The organism is Kitasatospora sp. NPDC093679 (genome assembly GCF_040683455.1).
Classification (GTDB): domain Bacteria; phylum Actinomycetota; class Actinomycetes; order Streptomycetales; family Streptomycetaceae; genus Kitasatospora; species Kitasatospora arboriphila.
The window spans coordinates 279,555-294,446 of record NZ_JBFBDW010000003.1; the positions used below are offsets into that span (position 1 = coordinate 279,555).

The 14,892-nt window shown below is 72.0% G+C and carries 19 protein-coding genes and 2 tRNA genes; 3 read left to right on the plus strand and 18 right to left on the minus strand.

What is annotated here, in order from left to right:
* The first annotated feature begins 259 nt into the window (after window positions 1-259).
* Window positions 260-1,174, plus strand: coding sequence for a hypothetical protein (locus AB0O09_RS04715; protein WP_363540138.1), 915 nt, complete (start codon window positions 260-262; stop codon window positions 1,172-1,174).
* 119 nt (window positions 1,175-1,293) lie between these two features.
* Window positions 1,294-2,097, plus strand: coding sequence for a hypothetical protein (locus tag AB0O09_RS04720; protein WP_363540140.1), 804 nt, complete (start codon window positions 1,294-1,296; stop codon window positions 2,095-2,097).
* Window positions 2,098-2,203: 106 nt separating this feature from the next.
* On the opposite strand, the gene clpX is transcribed toward AB0O09_RS04720, so the two are convergent.
* From clpX to AB0O09_RS04745, 5 genes are all read right to left on the minus strand, one after another.
* Window positions 2,204-3,490 (minus strand): ATP-dependent Clp protease ATP-binding subunit ClpX, encoded by a 1,287-nt coding sequence (gene clpX / locus AB0O09_RS04725; RefSeq protein ID WP_263105397.1) that lies wholly within the window; start codon window positions 3,488-3,490, stop codon window positions 2,204-2,206.
* A 350-nt stretch (window positions 3,491-3,840) separates the two neighbouring features.
* Entirely contained in the window at window positions 3,841-4,497 is a 657-nt protein-coding gene (locus AB0O09_RS04730; RefSeq protein ID WP_030270507.1) for an ATP-dependent Clp protease proteolytic subunit, read from the minus strand.
* Window positions 4,498-4,547: 50 nt separating this feature from the next.
* Window positions 4,548-5,177: an ATP-dependent Clp protease proteolytic subunit gene (locus AB0O09_RS04735; RefSeq protein ID WP_052390707.1), complete on the minus strand. Its 630-nt coding sequence runs from the start codon at window positions 5,175-5,177 to the stop codon at window positions 4,548-4,550.
* Between the two features lie 326 nt (window positions 5,178-5,503).
* Window positions 5,504-6,895, minus strand: a complete 1,392-nt coding sequence (gene tig, locus AB0O09_RS04740) for a trigger factor (protein ID WP_344627357.1) — start codon at window positions 6,893-6,895, stop codon at window positions 5,504-5,506.
* Between the two features lie 259 nt (window positions 6,896-7,154).
* Window positions 7,155-7,228: transfer RNA gene (locus AB0O09_RS04745), tRNA-Pro, on the minus strand.
* Between the two features lie 164 nt (window positions 7,229-7,392).
* On the opposite strand from AB0O09_RS04745, the gene AB0O09_RS04750 reads away from it, so the two are divergent.
* Window positions 7,393-7,466: transfer RNA gene (locus AB0O09_RS04750), tRNA-Gly, on the plus strand.
* Window positions 7,467-7,529: 63 nt separating this feature from the next.
* Here the strand turns inward: AB0O09_RS04750 and AB0O09_RS04755 are convergent.
* The 13 genes from AB0O09_RS04755 to AB0O09_RS04815 all read right to left on the minus strand — a co-directional run bounded on the left by AB0O09_RS04755 (window position 7,530) and on the right by AB0O09_RS04815 (window position 14,891).
* Entirely contained in the window at window positions 7,530-8,684 is a 1,155-nt protein-coding gene (locus tag AB0O09_RS04755; RefSeq protein WP_363540142.1) for a site-specific integrase, read from the minus strand.
* Window positions 8,684-8,893, minus strand: coding sequence for an excisionase family DNA-binding protein (locus AB0O09_RS04760; RefSeq protein ID WP_363540144.1), 210 nt, complete (start codon window positions 8,891-8,893; stop codon window positions 8,684-8,686). The genes AB0O09_RS04755 and AB0O09_RS04760 overlap by 1 nt, the downstream gene beginning before the upstream one ends.
* Window positions 8,886-10,172: a replication initiator gene (locus AB0O09_RS04765; RefSeq protein ID WP_363540208.1), complete on the minus strand. Its 1,287-nt coding sequence runs from the start codon at window positions 10,170-10,172 to the stop codon at window positions 8,886-8,888. The genes AB0O09_RS04760 and AB0O09_RS04765 overlap by 8 nt, the downstream gene beginning before the upstream one ends.
* Window positions 10,173-10,293: 121 nt before the next feature.
* Entirely contained in the window at window positions 10,294-10,467 is a 174-nt protein-coding gene (locus tag AB0O09_RS04770; protein WP_363540146.1) for a hypothetical protein, read from the minus strand.
* A gap of 3 nt (window positions 10,468-10,470) precedes the next feature.
* Window positions 10,471-10,656 carry a hypothetical protein gene (locus tag AB0O09_RS04775; RefSeq protein ID WP_363540148.1) on the minus strand — a complete coding sequence of 62 codons (186 nt, stop codon included), beginning with the start codon at window positions 10,654-10,656 and terminating at the stop codon, window positions 10,471-10,473.
* A 95-nt stretch (window positions 10,657-10,751) separates the two neighbouring features.
* The gene (locus AB0O09_RS04780; RefSeq protein WP_363540150.1) at window positions 10,752-11,294 is read right to left on the minus strand and encodes a GGDEF domain-containing protein; all 543 of its coding nucleotides are present in this window, start codon (window positions 11,292-11,294) and stop codon (window positions 10,752-10,754) included.
* A 74-nt stretch (window positions 11,295-11,368) separates the two neighbouring features.
* A complete protein-coding gene (locus AB0O09_RS04785) occupies window positions 11,369-11,905 on the minus strand; it encodes a hypothetical protein (RefSeq protein WP_363540152.1) in 537 nt (178 codons plus the stop codon).
* Between the two features lie 10 nt (window positions 11,906-11,915).
* Entirely contained in the window at window positions 11,916-12,104 is a 189-nt protein-coding gene (locus tag AB0O09_RS04790) for a hypothetical protein (RefSeq protein ID WP_363540154.1), read from the minus strand.
* Window positions 12,105-12,119: 15 nt separating this feature from the next.
* A complete protein-coding gene (locus tag AB0O09_RS04795) occupies window positions 12,120-12,311 on the minus strand; it encodes a mobile element transfer protein (RefSeq protein WP_344625934.1) in 192 nt (63 codons plus the stop codon).
* Between the two features lie 14 nt (window positions 12,312-12,325).
* Entirely contained in the window at window positions 12,326-13,012 is a 687-nt protein-coding gene (locus tag AB0O09_RS04800) for a DUF2637 domain-containing protein (protein WP_363540156.1), read from the minus strand.
* Window positions 13,013-13,033: 21 nt separating this feature from the next.
* Complete coding sequence (locus AB0O09_RS04805) at window positions 13,034-13,213, minus strand: hypothetical protein (RefSeq protein WP_363540158.1); 180 nt, start codon at window positions 13,211-13,213, stop codon at window positions 13,034-13,036.
* A gap of 29 nt (window positions 13,214-13,242) precedes the next feature.
* Window positions 13,243-13,416, minus strand: a complete 174-nt coding sequence (locus AB0O09_RS04810) for a hypothetical protein (RefSeq protein ID WP_363540160.1) — start codon at window positions 13,414-13,416, stop codon at window positions 13,243-13,245.
* A gap of 80 nt (window positions 13,417-13,496) precedes the next feature.
* Window positions 13,497-14,891, minus strand: a complete 1,395-nt coding sequence (locus tag AB0O09_RS04815) for an FtsK/SpoIIIE domain-containing protein (RefSeq protein WP_363540162.1) — start codon at window positions 14,889-14,891, stop codon at window positions 13,497-13,499.
* Window position 14,892 lies beyond the last annotated feature (1 nt).

The window sequence follows — 14,892 nt, forward strand, 5'->3', positions numbered from 1 at the left end:
GTCCGCGCCGCGTACGGGCGGGGCGCGGACCGACACGGACCGGCCGCCCGGGGCCTCCGAGGGTGGCCCGGCCGTCCCCTGGGTAGGGGGAGGACGAGGGGGGACGGCCGTCGCCGCCCGCCGCCCGGACCACCCCGGCGGGTTCGGACGGCCGTGCGGTAGCGTGCCCGGATACTCGCGCGGGCGACCGTGCGGGCACTGACGGGGAGTACGCCAAGTTCAGGCCGCGGAGCGCCGTGGCGGGGGAGATCGATTTTCGATGTACGGCCAGGGTCAGCAGTATCCGCAGGGGCAGCCGCAGCAGCCGTACGGCCAGCCGCCGCAGTACGGGGGCGCCCCGCAGCAGCCGGCGTACGGCGCGCCGCAGCCGCCGTCCTACGGCTACCCGCAGCAGCCTCCGGCCCCGCCGTACGGCGCCCAGCCCGGCTACCCGCAGGCCCCCGTGCCCGGCCAGCCGCAGCCCTACGGCGCACCGGGCGGCTACCCGCCGCCCCCGCCGAAGAGCAACACCGGCCTGGTGATCGGCCTGGTGATCGGCGCCGTGGTGCTGATCGGCGGCGGCCTCGCGATCTGGGGCCTGTCCGGCGGCGGCGGCACCGGCGGTACGGGCGGTACCGGCAGCACGGGCGGCGGCGGCACGGTCGCCTCCGCCGCGTACAAGCTCGACCTGCCGATGTCCCTGCCGGACGGCCACACCCAGCAGAAGGCCACCTCCGCCCCGGCCACGCCCGGCCCGGACGGCCAGAAGCCGGCCTGCTCGGACGGCACCGCCGTGGCCGGCAACTACACCAAGGGACAGACGGACATGGTGCAGGTCATCGGCTGCTACGGCTCGGTGGCGACCCCCGAGCTCGTGCTGCTCGCGCTGGAGGCCGAGGCGGTCAAGCCGAAGACCTTCGCCGGCACGACCGTCACCAGCACCTGGAAGACCCGGCCGACCGAGTACCCGGCGGGCAGCGCGGGCGCGCCCGGCGCCAAGCTCAAGTGCGGGGTGCTGACCACCAACGCCACCAAGACCGCCGCCGGCAACACCGTCTGCTTCTGGGCGGACCGCTGGACGGCTGCCGAGGTGGTCTTCGCCGACCTGAGCTTCACCGGCAAGGCGCCGATCACGCCCGCCGAGGCCGCGGTGAAGGCCGCCGCCGTCCGCGGCGCCGTCGAAGTGAAGAAGTAGCCGAAGCATCCGGCGAGGCGGCCGACCGGGAGCACCGGCCGGCAGCAGCCGGTCCCGACCGGCCGGCAGGACCGGCCGGTCGGGGAGCAGCCAGGGCCGACCCGTCGAAAGGACCTCCGGTGTCCGAGCAGAATCCGTACGGCGGCCCGCCGCCGTCCCCCCAGCCGTACGGGGCCCCTCCCCCGCCCGCCCAGCCCGGTTTCGGCCCGCCGCCGCAGCCCGGCTACGGCTACCCGCAGCAGCCCGCACCGCCGTACGGACAGCCGGGCGGCTACGGGGTGCCGGCCCAGCAGCCGTGGGGCGGCGGCGTCGTCCCGCAGCCGCCGAAGTCCCGCAAGACGCTGTGGGTGGTGCTCGGCTGCGTCGGCGGTGCCATCCTGCTCGGCGGCGGCCTGGCCGGCTACTTCGTCTATGACGTGACCTCAAAGACCGACAACTACCGGATCTCGCTGCCGGGCACCTTCCAGGGCCTGCCGCGGGAGGACTCCAACCCGCTCGCGCAGAAGCTGGAGTCCGGGCTCGACGACTCGCTCGGCAAGGGCGACAACGCCTGGTCGCCGACCCCGGTCAGCACCGTGTACACCGACCGGAAGAAGGTGGTCGCGGTCTTCGGCGGCTACGGCACCGTCCTCTCCCCCCGCAGCCAGGTCGACGACTTCTACACCAACTTCGAGAAGGGCGCGAGCAGCCAGGGCACCACCTTCAGCGGCCGCCGGGACTTCGACCCGGGCCCGCTCGGCGGCCGGCTGAGCTGCGAGGTCATGCACGCCCCGACCGAGGACGACAGCCTGTGCGCCTGGGCGGACGGCTCCACCTTCGTCGCCGTGCTCACCGGCGAGGTCGACCAGGACTCCGAGGTGGACCTGGACGTCGCCGCGGCCGCCGCCCGCGAGCTGCGGCAGATCGCCGAGGTGCCGAAGTAGCACCCGCCCGGCCCCGCCGGGGCCGGGGACGGCGAAGACCGGCACGGCGAAGGCCCTGCACCGCTTCCGGGTGCAGGGCCTTCGCCGTGTGTCGTGGGGCCGAACGTCAGGCGCTCTTCTCCCGGCGCTCGCGCTTGATCATGTCGCGCGGCACGAGGGTGGGGATGGCGTGCTTGGAGACGACGTCCCCGGTCACGACCACGCGGGCGACGTCCTGGCGGGAGGGGACCTCGTACATCACGGACATCAGCACCTCCTCCATGATCGCGCGCAGGCCGCGGGCGCCGGTGCCGCGCAGGATCGCCTGGTCGGCGATGGCCTCCAGCGCGTCCCGGGTGAACTCCAGCTCCACGCCGTCCAGCTCGAAGAGCTTGCGGTACTGCTTGACCAGCGCGTTCTTCGGCTCGGTGAGGATCTGCAGCAGCGCCTCACGGTCCAGGTTGTGCACGCTGGTGATCACGGGCAGACGGCCGATGAACTCGGGGATCATGCCGAACTTCACCAGGTCCTCCGGCATGACCTGGCGGAAGTGGTCGCTCGCGTCCGACTCCCGCTTGGAGCGGATGGTCGCGCCGAAGCCGATGCCCTTGGCGCCGGCCCGGCCCTCGATGATCCGCTCCAGGCCCGCGAAGGCACCGCCCACGATGAACAGCACGTTGGTGGTGTCGATCTGGATGAACTCCTGGTGCGGGTGCTTGCGCCCGCCCTGCGGCGGCACCGAGGCGGTGGTGCCCTCCAGGATCTTCAGCAGCGCCTGCTGCACGCCCTCGCCGGAGACGTCGCGGGTGATCGACGGGTTCTCGCTCTTGCGGGCGACCTTGTCGATCTCGTCGATGTAGATGATCCCGGTCTCGGCCTTCTTGACGTCGTAGTCCGCCGCCTGGATCAGCTTGAGCAGGATGTTCTCGACGTCCTCGCCGACGTAGCCGGCCTCGGTCAGCGCGGTGGCGTCCGCGATGGCGAACGGCACGTTCAGCATCCGGGCCAGCGTCTGCGCCAGCAGCGTCTTGCCGGAACCGGTCGGGCCGAGCAGCAGGATGTTCGACTTCGCCAGCTCGATGGCGTCCTCGCGGCCGTTGCCGGCGCGGCCGTTCTCACCGGCCTGGACGCGCTTGTAGTGGTTGTAGACCGCGACGGACAGCGCCTTCTTCGCGAGGTCCTGGCCGACCACGTACTGGTCGAGGAACTCGTAGATCTCGCGGGGCTTCGGCAGCTCCTCGAAACGGACCTCCGAGGACTCCGCGAGCTCCTCCTCGATGATCTCGTTGCAGAGGTCGATGCACTCGTCGCAGATGTAGACGCCAGGCCCGGCGATCAGCTTCTTCACCTGCTTCTGCGACTTGCCGCAGAACGAGCACTTGAGCAGGTCGCCACCGTCTCCGATGCGTGCCACGAGGTGCTTCCCCTTCGCCAGGGGCCCCGCAGCTCTCCGGGGCCTGGTGCTGTGGACCGGCTGCGCCGTCGGCGGTCGGTCTCGCTATCCGACGGTACTCTGCCGAGCCGGTGATTCCGCCGACTTCGACAGCTCTGCCCTACGCCCTGGGCGAATTGATACCGAACAGAAGCCGTCTCACGGGCATGCGCCCATACTGCATTGTGCCCGTCCGAGCGCCTCGACCGGAACGGATCGGGGCGGGGCGTACGTCACTGTCGCGCGCCCCCGTACCGTCCGGCGCTCCTGCACCGGTGGTTCGTGAGGAACCGACAGCCGCGCACGGCCCCGCCCCCGAAGCCGCGAAGGGCTCAGCCCGTCAGCGAGGACTTGCGGGTCGAGATGATCTGGTCGATCAGCCCGTACTCCAGCGCCTCCTCGGCGGTCAGGATCTTGTCGCGCTCGATGTCGTCGCGCACCGTCTCGACCGGCTTGTTGGAGTGCTTGGCCAGCATCTCCTCCAGCTGCTCGCGCATCCGGAAGATCTCCTTGGCCTGGATCTCCAGGTCGGACACCTGGCCGCGGCCGGTCTCGGTGTACGGCTGGTGGATCAGGATGCGGGCGTTCGGCAGCGCCATCCGCTTGCCCGGGGTGCCGGCCGCCAGCAGCACGGCCGCGGCGGAGGCCGCCTGGCCCATGCAGACGGTGGTGATGTCCGGCTTCACGTACTGCATGGTGTCGTAGATGGCCGTGAGGGCCGTGAACGAGCCGCCGGGCGAGTTGATGTACATCTGGATCTCGCGGTCCGGGTCCATCGACTCCAGGCACAGCAGCTGGGCCATGATGTCGTTGGCCGAGACGTCGTCCACCTGCGAGCCGAGGAAGATGATGCGCTCCTCGAACAGCTTGGCGTACGGGTCGTACTCGCGGATGCCCTGGGAGGTGCGCTCGACGAAGCGCGGCACGATGTAGCGGCCCTCGGCGCGGGGGCCCTGGAACTCGCCGCGCGGCGTGTAGGGAGTGTTCATGGGGTGTTCGGTCCTCCGAAGCGTGCGGTCTGGAAGTCTGGGGCCGGCCGTCAGGCGGTGAAGCCTGCGCCGGTGCCGCCGCCACCGGGGACGTCCGCGGCGCTGTGCATGATCTCGTCGATGAGGCCGTACGCCTTGGCCTCCTCCGGGGTGAACCAGCGGTCGCGGTCGGAGTCAGCGGTGATCTGGTCGAAGCTCTGGCCGCTGTGGAAGGCGATCAGCTCGGACATGCGCTTCTTGGTGCGCAGCAGCTGCTCGGCCTGGATCCGGATGTCGGAGGCGGAACCGCCCAGACCGGCGGAGGGCTGGTGCATCAGGATGTTGGCGTTGGGCAGCGAGAAGCGCTTGCCCTTGGCGCCCGCGGTGAGCAGGAACTGGCCCATCGAGGCCGCCATGCCCATCGCGATGGTCACCACGTCGTTCTTGATGTACTGCATGGTGTCGTAGATCGCCATGCCCGCCGAGATCGAACCGCCCGGGGAGTTGATGTACAGGAAGATGTCCTTCTCCGGGTCGGCCGCCAGGAGGAGGAGCTGCGCGGTGATCTTGTTGGCGATGTCGTCGTCGACCTGCTGGCCGAGGAAGATGATGCGCTCGTTGAGCAGCCGGTTGTAGACCTGGTCGCCCAGGCCGCCGAGCACGTCACCGGCGGCGGCGCGCGGCGCCGTCAGGCCATCCATCTGCATCTGCGGGAACGTCACTTAGCCACCTGCTCAGTCGATCTGCGTGTGTGTCGCTGTCCACCGACCCTAACGCGCAGGCCGCGGCTCAGAATCCCCCACGCAGAACTGTTCGCTGTGAGCGCAGGGTGCGCGCGGAAATACGGGGGACCGGGTGGGTGGGAGGGTGGCGACCGGGCGGGAGGGCGGGTGCGGACCGGGCGGGAGGCGGGCGGCGACCGGGCGGGTGGACACCGGACGGGGCGGGCGGCGGGCGGGAACCCTCACGACACGACCCCGGCCCGGACACCTGGGGTGTCCGGGCCGGGGTCGTACGGGTGTGAGGATCAGGCCTCGGTGGCCTCGTCCTCGACCTCGACGGTCTCGACCGCGTCGGTGGCCTCGGTCTCGTCCTCGTCGTCCTCGAAGGAGACGGTCTCACCGTTGCTGTCGGTGACGGTGGCGGCCTCGACGACCAGGGCCAGCGCCTTGCCGCGGGCGACCTCGCCGACCAGCAGCGGAACCTGGCCGCCCTGGACGATCTGCTGGGCGAACTGGTCCGGGGTGAGGCCCGAGCCGGCGGCGCGACGGATGAGGTGCTCGGTCAGCTCCTCCTGGCTGACGTTGAGCTCCTCCTTCGCGACGATCTCGTCCAGGACGAACTGGGTCTTGATGCCCTTCTTCGCCTGCTCCTCGGTCTCCTTCTCGTAGTCCTCGACGGACTTGTCCTGGGTCGCGAGGTAGGTCTCGAGGTTCATGCCCATCGGCTCGAGCTGGTGGTGCTCGAGGTTGTGCTTGCGGGTCTCGACCTCGTCCTTGAGGAGCTTCTCCGGGTACTCCATCTCGACCCGGGTCAGCAGCTCGTCCAGGACCTTCTCCTGGGCCTGGGTGGCCTGGTCGAACTCCTTCATGCGCTCGAGGCGCTTGCGGGAGTCGTCCTTCAGCTCGTCCAGGGTGTCGAACTCGCTCGCCAGCTGGGCGAACTCGTCGTCGAGCTCGGGGAGCTCCTTCTCCTGGACGGCGGTCACGGTGACGGTGACCTCGGAGCTCTTGCCGGCCTGGGTGCCGCCCTTGAGCTCGGTGGTGAAGGTCTTGGACTCACCGGCGGACAGGCCGATCACGGCGTCGTCGATGCCGTCCAGCAGGCGGCCGGAGCCGATCTCGTAGCTGACGCCGGCGGCGGTGCCGTCCTCCGGCACCTCGCCGTCGACCTTGGCCTCGAGGTCCACGACCACGACGTCGCCGGCCGCGGCGGCGCGCTCGACGTCCTTCACGGAGGAGAAGCGCTCGCGGAGCTGCTCCAGCGACTTCTCGACGTCCTCGTCGGCGACCGAGACGGCGTCGACGGTGACCGAGATCTCCGAGAAGTCCGGAAGGGCGATCTCCGGGCGGACGTCCACCTCGGCGGTGAACTTCAGGTCGCCGCCGTCGGCGATCCGCTCCACGCCCTCGATGTCGGTGATCTCGGGCTGGCCGAGGACCTCGATCTTGCCCTCGTCGACGGCCTGCGTGTAGAAGCGCGGCAGGGCGTCGTTGACGGCCTCCTCCAGCACCGCGGCACGGCCGAAGCGCTGGTCGATGACGCGAGCCGGGATCTTGCCCTTGCGGAAGCCCGGAACCGTGACCTGCTGGTTGATCTTCTTGTACGCCGCGTCGAGGCTGGGCTTGAGCTCCTCGAAGGGCACCTCGACGGTGAGTCGAACCCGGGTCGGGTTCAGAGTCTCGACGGCGCTCTTCACGGTTTGGTCTCCTATGGGCTTGCGGTCAGGTTGTCTCCGCCAGACGTCCGCGGCCGGAACGGCCGGTCGGTCGGGCGAGACGGGCGATGGGCGATTGGGGCTGCATCTCCCGTACGGGGGTGGACGGTGAGCGTGACTCCTCGCCCTCGGGCGGCTGCCGCCTGTGTGCATGCCACAGGTACCACCGCCATCGGCCCATCCTACCGGTACCACGAAAGCAACAGGGCCCCGCCCGCCTGACGAGACCCTGCCGAAAGCGTCGGGGTGACCGGATTCGAACCGACGGCCTTCCGCTCCCAAAGCGGACGCGCTACCAAACTGCGCCACACCCCGTAGTGCCGAAAGAGAGAGTACACGCCGGTCCGGGCCCCCTCGCCGTAATATCAGCAGGCACCGGAGCGAAAGCGGTGTGCATTCGGCCGACCCGACCAGGTAGGCTGACCCCCGTCCCCGAGGCCCGCACCGGCCGAGGGGCGACGTGCCGTCAACGCACGTACGCGGGCGTAGCTCAATGGTAGAGCCCCAGTCTTCCAAACTGGCCACGCGGGTTCGATTCCCGTCGCCCGCTCCAATGTTAAGGCCCCAGCTCAGCGACATGATCGCGGAGCTGGGGCCTTCGTCGTCTGAGGGTATTTCAGGGCTTCGTGCCCCTCGTGTGCCCCTTCGGATCGGTCGTGCCCTTTCGTGCCCTCGGACGGGCCTTGCTCACGAGTTCGCTGACCGCCCGGGCGATCGAGCGCTCGCGCTCCGCGGTGGCGTGCTGGTAGATCAACGCGGCCCGCGCGGTGCTGTGGCCCATCCTCGCCATGAGCTCCCGGGTACTGGCCCCGGTCGAGGCGGCGAGGGTGTTTCCCGTGTGCCGGAGATCGTGGAAGCGAAGACCGGTGACACCTGCCCCGGCGCACGCCCTCCGCCAGAGCCGGTTGAAGTGGTTGCGCCGCGGCATGACGCCCGTGGGCCCGACGAACACCTTCCCGTCGCTCCCCTGCTCGGCGAAAAGGTCCAGGTGTCGCCTCACCTCGGCGAGGATCACCTCGGGGATCGCCACCGTCCGGACGCCGGCTGCAGTCTTGGGCAGCTTGGTGATCCGCTCCCCGTTCGGCAGCTCGGCCACGGACTGACGGACCCGGAGCGTGCCGAGACCCGGGTCGACGTCCCGCCGGCTCAGCCCCAGTAGCTCGCCCCACCGCAGCCCGCAGAAGGCGGCGAGCAGCACGAGCACCCGGTACCGCTCACCGATCTGCCCGGCCACGGCATAGACCTCGGCAACCGTGGCGATCGGCCGCTCCGGGGTCTCCTCCTTACTGCCTCCCTTGATCTGGCACGGGTTGCGCCGGATCAACCGGTCGGCGACGGCGGTGTTCAGCACGGCCCGCAGCAGGGCGTACGACTTGGCCACCGTCGAGGCCCCGACGCCGGCGGACAGCCGGGCGGCGCGCCAGGCCCGGATGGCGGCCGGGGTGATGTCGGCGACGGGAGTCAGTCCGAAAGTCGGCGCCAGATGAAGGCGGAGCAGCGTCTCGTACAGCTGAACCGTGCGCACCCCGAGGCCCCGCTCGGCGATCCAGGCTTGGGCGAACGCACCGAAGGCGATCTTCCCGGCATCAGGGTCGGACCACTCCCCCGCCCGCAGCTCGGTCTGTGTGGCGGCGAGCCAGTCATCGGCCTTCCGCTTGGTGTCGAAGGTCTCCGGGGCAGCACGGAGGATGCCATCCGGTCCGATGTAGCGAGCCTGCCAGCGCCCGGAGGGCAGCTTGCGGACCCGGCCGAAGGCACGGCGGCCGGCCATCAGGCAGCCACCCCCAGCCGGGCGCGACGGACGGCAAGGCGGACGGTGCCCGCTTCGATAAAGGCCGCCAGAACCGATGCCCGGATCCGGACGTGCCGGCCGACCTTCACGTACTCGATGCGCCGCTCCTCGATCAGGCGCCGCGGGAAGCGCACCGTGGTCCCGAGGACGTCGGCCACCTCCTCGACGCTCAGCAGCCGGTCAGCCATGGGTCGGTTCTCCTTCCGTTCCGGGGGCGGGTTGCAGTGCTTGGGCGAGCCAGGCTTCGCCGCGGGTGAGGCCGGTGCCGGCGAAGGCCCAGTGGGAGAGGACGAGGGTGGTCTCCTCGCTGTCCGGGGCATCCGGGGTGTTGGGGCCGTGGAGGTGTTCGAGGGCTTGGGCGCGGCGCCAGGCGGCGCGGGCGTCGCGGAGCGCGCCGAGGGTGGTGGAGTAGCGGCGGGTTTTGGTGGAGAAGTGGCCGCGGAAGCCGAGCATGTGGGCCCAGGCGCGGAGGCGGAGGTCGGCGAGTTCGGGGCGGTTGCCGAGGGTCCAGCAGGTGCGGATGAGGCGGCGGGCGTGGTCGGGGATGTCGAGGTGGGTGATCTCGGCGATCAGGCGCACGGGCCGGTCAAGGGTGCCGGTGGCGGTCTCGGCGCCCTTGGTGGCGTATTTGGCGATGTAGGCGGCGACGGCGCGTTCGGTGATCTGGACCGGGCCGGTGAAGTCGGCGCTGCGGATGGTGCGGATGTCGAGCTGGGTGCCGAAGGCGAAGCGGTGCTCGCGGCCGTCGAGGAGCGGGCCGGGGATGTCGGTGCGGCGGGCGGCGGCCCGGATCGCGTCGGTCAGCAGCTCGGGGGTGGCCCAGTCCGGGGGTGGGGTGTCGCCGCCGTCGGGGCCGTCGAGGCGGATCACGGCGTGGAAGTGGATCGCGCCGCGCTTTTGGTACTCGGCGACCTTCCCGAAGGAGATCCGGGCGAAGTCGCGGAATTCGCGTTGGGTGAGGCCGGCGCGCTTGGCGACCTCGCGGCGCAAGTGGATGGAGAAGCGGGCCCAGAGCTTCCCGGCGTGCGCGTTCCACAGCACCGCGGCCTGGTAGTCGTAGCGGTCCGGGTCGAGGGGTGAACCAAGGGCCGGGTCGCCCGCCGGATGCTCGGTGCCGCAGCGGCAGCGGCCGGCGGTGGGCCGGTTGTGGACCGGGCCGAAGCTGGGGGCGGTAAAGGTGGCGAACACCCGCGGGTGCGCGGCCACGGTCTGAGGGGTGCCCTTGCCGCCGGTCAGTCCGGCGGTGATCAGGTGGAAGGTGTCGCGGCGGTAGGTCTCGGCGCAAGACGCGCACCGGGTGGTGCGGCGGTTGCCGCAGCGCAGCAGCAGGCTCCCGGCGGGCAGGTCGGACGATTCCAGGTGGTGCAGCACCTCACCGGCGGTGTTGGTCTCGGTGCGCCAGCCGGTAAGGCGGATCGGGGTGGTGCAGCCGGCGAGCCCGGAGAGCTGGCGCATCAGGGCGGGCATGGTGCCGAGTCGGGCGAGGTCGAGGAGATCGGCGACCGGGGGTAAGGCGGTGGCGGTCAAGGTTCACCTCCGGTGAGGGCCGGGCCCCGAAGTCGGGTGGGTGGCTTCGGGGCCGGGCGGGTCAGGACGGGTCGGGGGCGGGCTTGGTGTGCTGGTCGGTCCAGGACTCGGCGCAGACCTTGTGGACGGGCTTGCCGCGATCCGAGCGCAGGTTGGTCGGCCGCTCGCAGACGCCGCAGGGGGCCGGCTTGCTGTCCCAGTGGCGGGAGTCGCGCCAGTCGAGGAGCGCGCCCACGACTCAGGCCCTGGCGGCGGCGGTGAGGCTGCGGGCGGGGAGGTGGCCCGTGCCCTGGCAGGTGCGGCAGTCGGCGGTGATCGTCACGCGGGTGCCGTCCGGGCGGCGGGTGCCGGTGGCGATGGCCGCCTTGGCGAAGCCGTCGCAGGCGGGGCAGAGCGGGGCGTTGGCGTGGCTGTGCTGGGGCATGATGAAGGTCTCCTTCGTGGGCCTTGGGTTCATGGAGGGGTGCGGTCCCCGGGACGGGATGCTTGGCGGCTTTGCCGTCCCGGGGACCGGTCTTGCTAGCGGCGGCGGGAGGTCCGGCCGCCGGGCTTGTGGGCGTACATGTCGCGGTCGGCCGCGGACAGCGCCTCGGTCAGGAGCAGGGCCGCGGGGCGGGAGGCCCCGACGGACGCACTGACGTCGAGGACCAGGCCGCCGATGTCGACCGGTTGGCGGAGTGCGGTGTGCAGCTGCGGGAGTCGGTCGGCGGAGTCGAGGGCGACGGCGGCGAATTCGTCCCCGCCGAGGCGAGCGGCCAGGCCGTTGGGTCCGCACCAGGCGTTGAGCCGGTGGGCGGTGGCGGTGAGGACGGCGTCTCCGGCGGCGTGGCCGTGGGTGTCGTTGACCGTCTTGAAGTCGTCCAGGTCGACCAGCAGCACCGTGGTCCGGTCTGGGTGGCTGCGGATGAGGCGTTCGGCGCGGGTAGTGAAGCCGTCCCGGGTGAGCAGACCGGTCAGCGGGTCGCGGCGGGCGGTGGCCAGGCGGCGGGCGAGCCAAGCGCCGTGGGTCGTCCAGCCGAGCAGCGGGACGCCGGCGGCGGCGAGGATCGGGGCGAGGTCCATCGGGGCAGTTCCTCTCGAAGGGGTGCGGAACCGCGGGGCGGGATGCTTGGCGGCTTTGCCGCCCCGAGGCCCGGTCAGATGCCGAGGGACAGTGCGCGGGCAGACGCCCGGTCGAGCAGGTGGTGCACATCGGCCTGGCGGGTGCCGGGCGCGTCGTTGAACCGGTCCGGCGAGGCGTGCGGCCGGCCGGTGGCGTGCAGGACTTCCATCAGCTGGACCCGGCCGCGGAGCACGGTGGTCGGGGTGCCGTAGCCGTGGGCGAGGACGGCAGCCTGAGCACCGAGCAGGCAGACCCGGCCGGCGGAGTCCCACAGGCGGCCCTGCGTCCAGCCGAATGCGGTCATGTAGCGGCTGGCGAGCGCCAGGTGATCGGCCACGGTCACCGGCACCGGGCGGGCCGGGCGGCGGGTGAGCCGGTCGAGGAGCGTCGCGGCCGGGGCCGGGAAGCCCGCGTTCCAGGGGCGGAGGGTGGAGCCGAGCGGGCAGACGTACGGGACGGCCGGCCGGGCGGCGGCGGGGAGGGTGGCGAGGTAGGTCTCGATCTCGGCGACGAGGGCGGCGCCCTCCGGACTGAGGGCGAGCGAGGCGGACAGCAGGAGCGCGGCGGTCATGGCGGGCCCGCTACTTGCCGGTGACGGCGGTGACGCCGGAGCGGGTGGTCTGGTCGATGGCCGGGGCGAGGAACGTGCCGGCGACGTAGAAGCCGAAGAGGGCGATCAGGGCGGCGACCCACAGGCGGATGCCGAGGAGCTTGACGGCGGTCCAGGCGAGGGCGCCGAGGACGACGACCAGGGGCAGGGTGACGTTCATGGCGGGTGTCTCCTGTCAGCGGACGGGGCAGTGGTGGGTGCGGGCGGCGATCTCGGCGGCGGCGCGGGAGTCGTAGTCGGCGGAGAAGCCGCAGCGCGGGGCGGTGCAGGCGGCGGTGTGCCGTTCGCGGCCGCGGCCGTCGTAGTAGGTGGCGACCTGCACCGGACCGATGCGGATCACGTTGCGCGGGCGGATCGGGCGGGGCATGACGTTCTCTCCTGTCAGGCGAGTTGGGCGGCGATGGCGTCGGCGAAGTGCGACGGGACGCCGAGGCGGGCGCGGAGGGTGTCGGTGTCGATCGGCTCTCCGGTTCGCGCGCGGTGGTCGTCGGCGACCTTCCGGGCGTGGTCAACCAGGGCGGCCGGAACCGCGAGCGGCGGAGCGGGTGCCGGGGCGGCCGGCAGCGCGTGCAGCGGTTCCGGGGCCGTGACGGCTTCGGGTTCGGGTTCGGCCGGTGCGGCGGGCGGCGCCGGTTCGGCTTCGTAGAGCGGGAGTTCGGGATCGGCGTCGACAGCCGGGGCGTCCGGTTCGGCGTGGCCGTTGGGGCTGTGGGCGAGGAGGGTGCCGCCGAAGAAGGCGAGGGCGGGCCAACCGGCGACGAGGATGCGCAGCCAGGCGGGGACGTGGACCAGGTCGAGGAGTCCGGCGGTGGCGACGTTCGCGCCGAGGGAGGCTGCCAGGGCGATGCCGAACCAGGTCCAGGCCGAGCCCGCCGGGCGGCTGGCGGCGCGCAGGGTGCGCATCCGGCGCCAGGCGGCGACGAGGAGCAGGTCGACGGAGACCGGGTAGGCCCAGGCCTTCCAGTCGTGCTGGCCGGCGGCTTCGGCGATGTCGTGGAGGTGGGCGAAGGACAGGGCACCGGCGATGGCGGCCTGGATGAGGACGGCGTCCGGGCGCGGCAGGCGCATGGTCCGTTCCTTCCTTGGGTGTCAGAGCGGGCGGCCGTCGCAGTCGACGTAGTCGCCGCGGGAGTTCAGGTGCGGCTGGAAGCAGCCGCCGTGCACCGGGTCACCGGCACCGGCGCGCACGGACGGGCTCCATCCGTCGGCGGAGTTGGCTTCGGCGTCGGCGGCTTCGTGGTCCTCGTAGGGGTCGGGTGTCCGGAACATCGGCGGGTTCTCCGTTCTTGGCGGGACGGTTACTGGGCGGTGGTGCCGCTGCCGAGGCAGGTGGGGCACAGGACCTCGACCTCTCCGGCGGGGCGGGACTTCTTGCCGCGGCCGACGGTGTGGGTCTCGCGCACCCAGCCCTCACCGGCGCAGCCGGTGCACGGGGGCGGGGCCTGCTTGGTGCTGGTCTTCCTGGCGGGCATGACCGTTCCTTCCGGCGTCGGGCATGGCGGGGGTAGGGACCTGGCGCGGGGCGGTCGCGCCGACCGGTGGGCAGGGGGGGTTAGTCGGTGGCGGGCTTCGGGACGAGCCGGGGCGGCGCCGCGGGCTTCGGCGGGACCACCACGGTCTGCGGGGCCGGGATCGCGGGGCGGAAGGCGGCAAGGGCGGGCAGGTCGGGGACCAGGTGGGCGTGCTCGCGGCAGATCCGGGCCGCGTCGGCCAACGACAGGTCGGGGGTGCGGATGCGGGACCAGCCGCCGGAGGTGTCGCCGGCCACGGCCAGGCCCGGGGTCTCGGGGGCGATCTGCGTCGAGGCGAGGACGGCATCGGGTGAGATGTCGCCGAGTCCCATGTCGGCGGTCTGCCGGTCGTTGACCCGGTGCACGACCCGGCCGGTGAGCTGGGCACGGAGCATGGTGGCGCCCTTGCCCAACTCGGAACCGAACCGCTGCCCGCACACCTCCAGGAACATCCCCGCCGCGCGGCCGATCTGAGCGAGGCGGATCAGCTGGGTGACCATGTGGTCGCGCCGTTCCTCCTCCTTGCGAGTGGCGACGAGGAACAGCTCGGCAACTTCGTCCACCAGCAGGACCAGCGGCACCGGCCGCAGCTCGGCCGGCAGACCCCAGATGTCCGAGGTGATGTCCTCGGCCGGCACCGAGCCGGGGATGCCCTGCTGGCGGCGGATCAGCTCGTACCGGTCTTCCATCTCGGCGACCAGCGCATCCAGCAGCAGGGATGCCTGCTCCGGGTCGGTGGCAAGCGCCGACAGGCGCGGGGCGAATGGCGCCTGTTCGACACCACGCTTGCAGTCGATCCCCGCCAGGGCGACCGGGCGCCGGGCGAGACCGGCGATCAGGTTCCGCATGTAAACCGACTTGCCGGACAGGGTTGCGCCGAGGTTCAGGCCGTGCGGCACGGCCCGGTAGTCCCGGACGAACGCCGTCCCGTCCTCCCGCAGCGCCACCGGCACCACCAGGTCACCGGACGGCAGCCGGCGCGGCATCCGCACGGTGCGGAGCACGTCGAAGCCGGTCATCCGTAGTTCCACCACACCAGGCTTGAGCACCGCCACGTGGACGGAGTGCACGCCCCAGGCGTGACGGAGGCGTTCGGCCGACGCCTGCACGTCCGCCGGTTCCTGACCCGGGGCCAGCCGCAGCCGCACCCGCAGGCCGGTCGAGGTCGGCCGGACCATCAGGATCCGCGGCGGCACCGGCCGGATCTCCCGCCGGGTGGTCGCCCGCATCAGCAGGACCCGCAGCCGGGACGGCTCCACCGTCAGCCCGCAGGCGTCCATCGTGCTGCCGTAGGTGGCGGAGAACCGCACCGCCGCGACCGGCAGACCCACCGCCGACCAGAACACGGCCGGCGCCTTGACCCGGGCGTACGCCGCTCCACCGGCGAGGGCCGCCGCGGGGGCGCCCAGCTCGGCGAGCGTCAGCAGCTCGGACATC

What these genes read in the sequence shown, in the direction of transcription:
- AB0O09_RS04715 (WP_363540138.1), top strand. Translation starts at nt 260, where the DNA reads ATGTACGGCCAGGGTCAGCAGTATCCGCAGGGGCAGCCGCAGCAGCCG.
- AB0O09_RS04730 (WP_030270507.1), bottom strand. Translation starts at nt 4,497, where the DNA reads ATGAACACTCCCTACACGCCGCGCGGCGAGTTCCAGGGCCCCCGCGCC.
- AB0O09_RS04735 (WP_052390707.1), bottom strand. Translation starts at nt 5,177, where the DNA reads ATGGATGGCCTGACGGCGCCGCGCGCCGCCGCCGGTGACGTGCTCGGC.
- AB0O09_RS04755 (WP_363540142.1), bottom strand. Translation starts at nt 8,684, where the DNA reads ATGGCCGGCCGCCGTGCCTTCGGCCGGGTCCGCAAGCTGCCCTCCGGG.
- AB0O09_RS04760 (WP_363540144.1), bottom strand. Translation starts at nt 8,893, where the DNA reads ATGGCTGACCGGCTGCTGAGCGTCGAGGAGGTGGCCGACGTCCTCGGG.
- AB0O09_RS04765 (WP_363540208.1), bottom strand. Translation starts at nt 10,172, where the DNA reads ATGCCCGCCCTGATGCGCCAGCTCTCCGGGCTCGCCGGCTGCACCACC.
- AB0O09_RS04775 (WP_363540148.1), bottom strand. Translation starts at nt 10,656, where the DNA reads ATGCCCCAGCACAGCCACGCCAACGCCCCGCTCTGCCCCGCCTGCGAC.
- AB0O09_RS04780 (WP_363540150.1), bottom strand. Translation starts at nt 11,294, where the DNA reads ATGGACCTCGCCCCGATCCTCGCCGCCGCCGGCGTCCCGCTGCTCGGC.
- AB0O09_RS04785 (WP_363540152.1), bottom strand. Translation starts at nt 11,905, where the DNA reads ATGACCGCCGCGCTCCTGCTGTCCGCCTCGCTCGCCCTCAGTCCGGAG.
- AB0O09_RS04790 (WP_363540154.1), bottom strand. Translation starts at nt 12,104, where the DNA reads ATGAACGTCACCCTGCCCCTGGTCGTCGTCCTCGGCGCCCTCGCCTGG.
- AB0O09_RS04795 (WP_344625934.1), bottom strand. Translation starts at nt 12,311, where the DNA reads ATGCCCCGCCCGATCCGCCCGCGCAACGTGATCCGCATCGGTCCGGTG.
- AB0O09_RS04800 (WP_363540156.1), bottom strand. Translation starts at nt 13,012, where the DNA reads ATGCGCCTGCCGCGCCCGGACGCCGTCCTCATCCAGGCCGCCATCGCC.
- AB0O09_RS04805 (WP_363540158.1), bottom strand. Translation starts at nt 13,213, where the DNA reads ATGTTCCGGACACCCGACCCCTACGAGGACCACGAAGCCGCCGACGCC.
- AB0O09_RS04810 (WP_363540160.1), bottom strand. Translation starts at nt 13,416, where the DNA reads ATGCCCGCCAGGAAGACCAGCACCAAGCAGGCCCCGCCCCCGTGCACC.
- AB0O09_RS04815 (WP_363540162.1), bottom strand. Translation starts at nt 14,891, where the DNA reads ATGTCCGAGCTGCTGACGCTCGCCGAGCTGGGCGCCCCCGCGGCGGCC.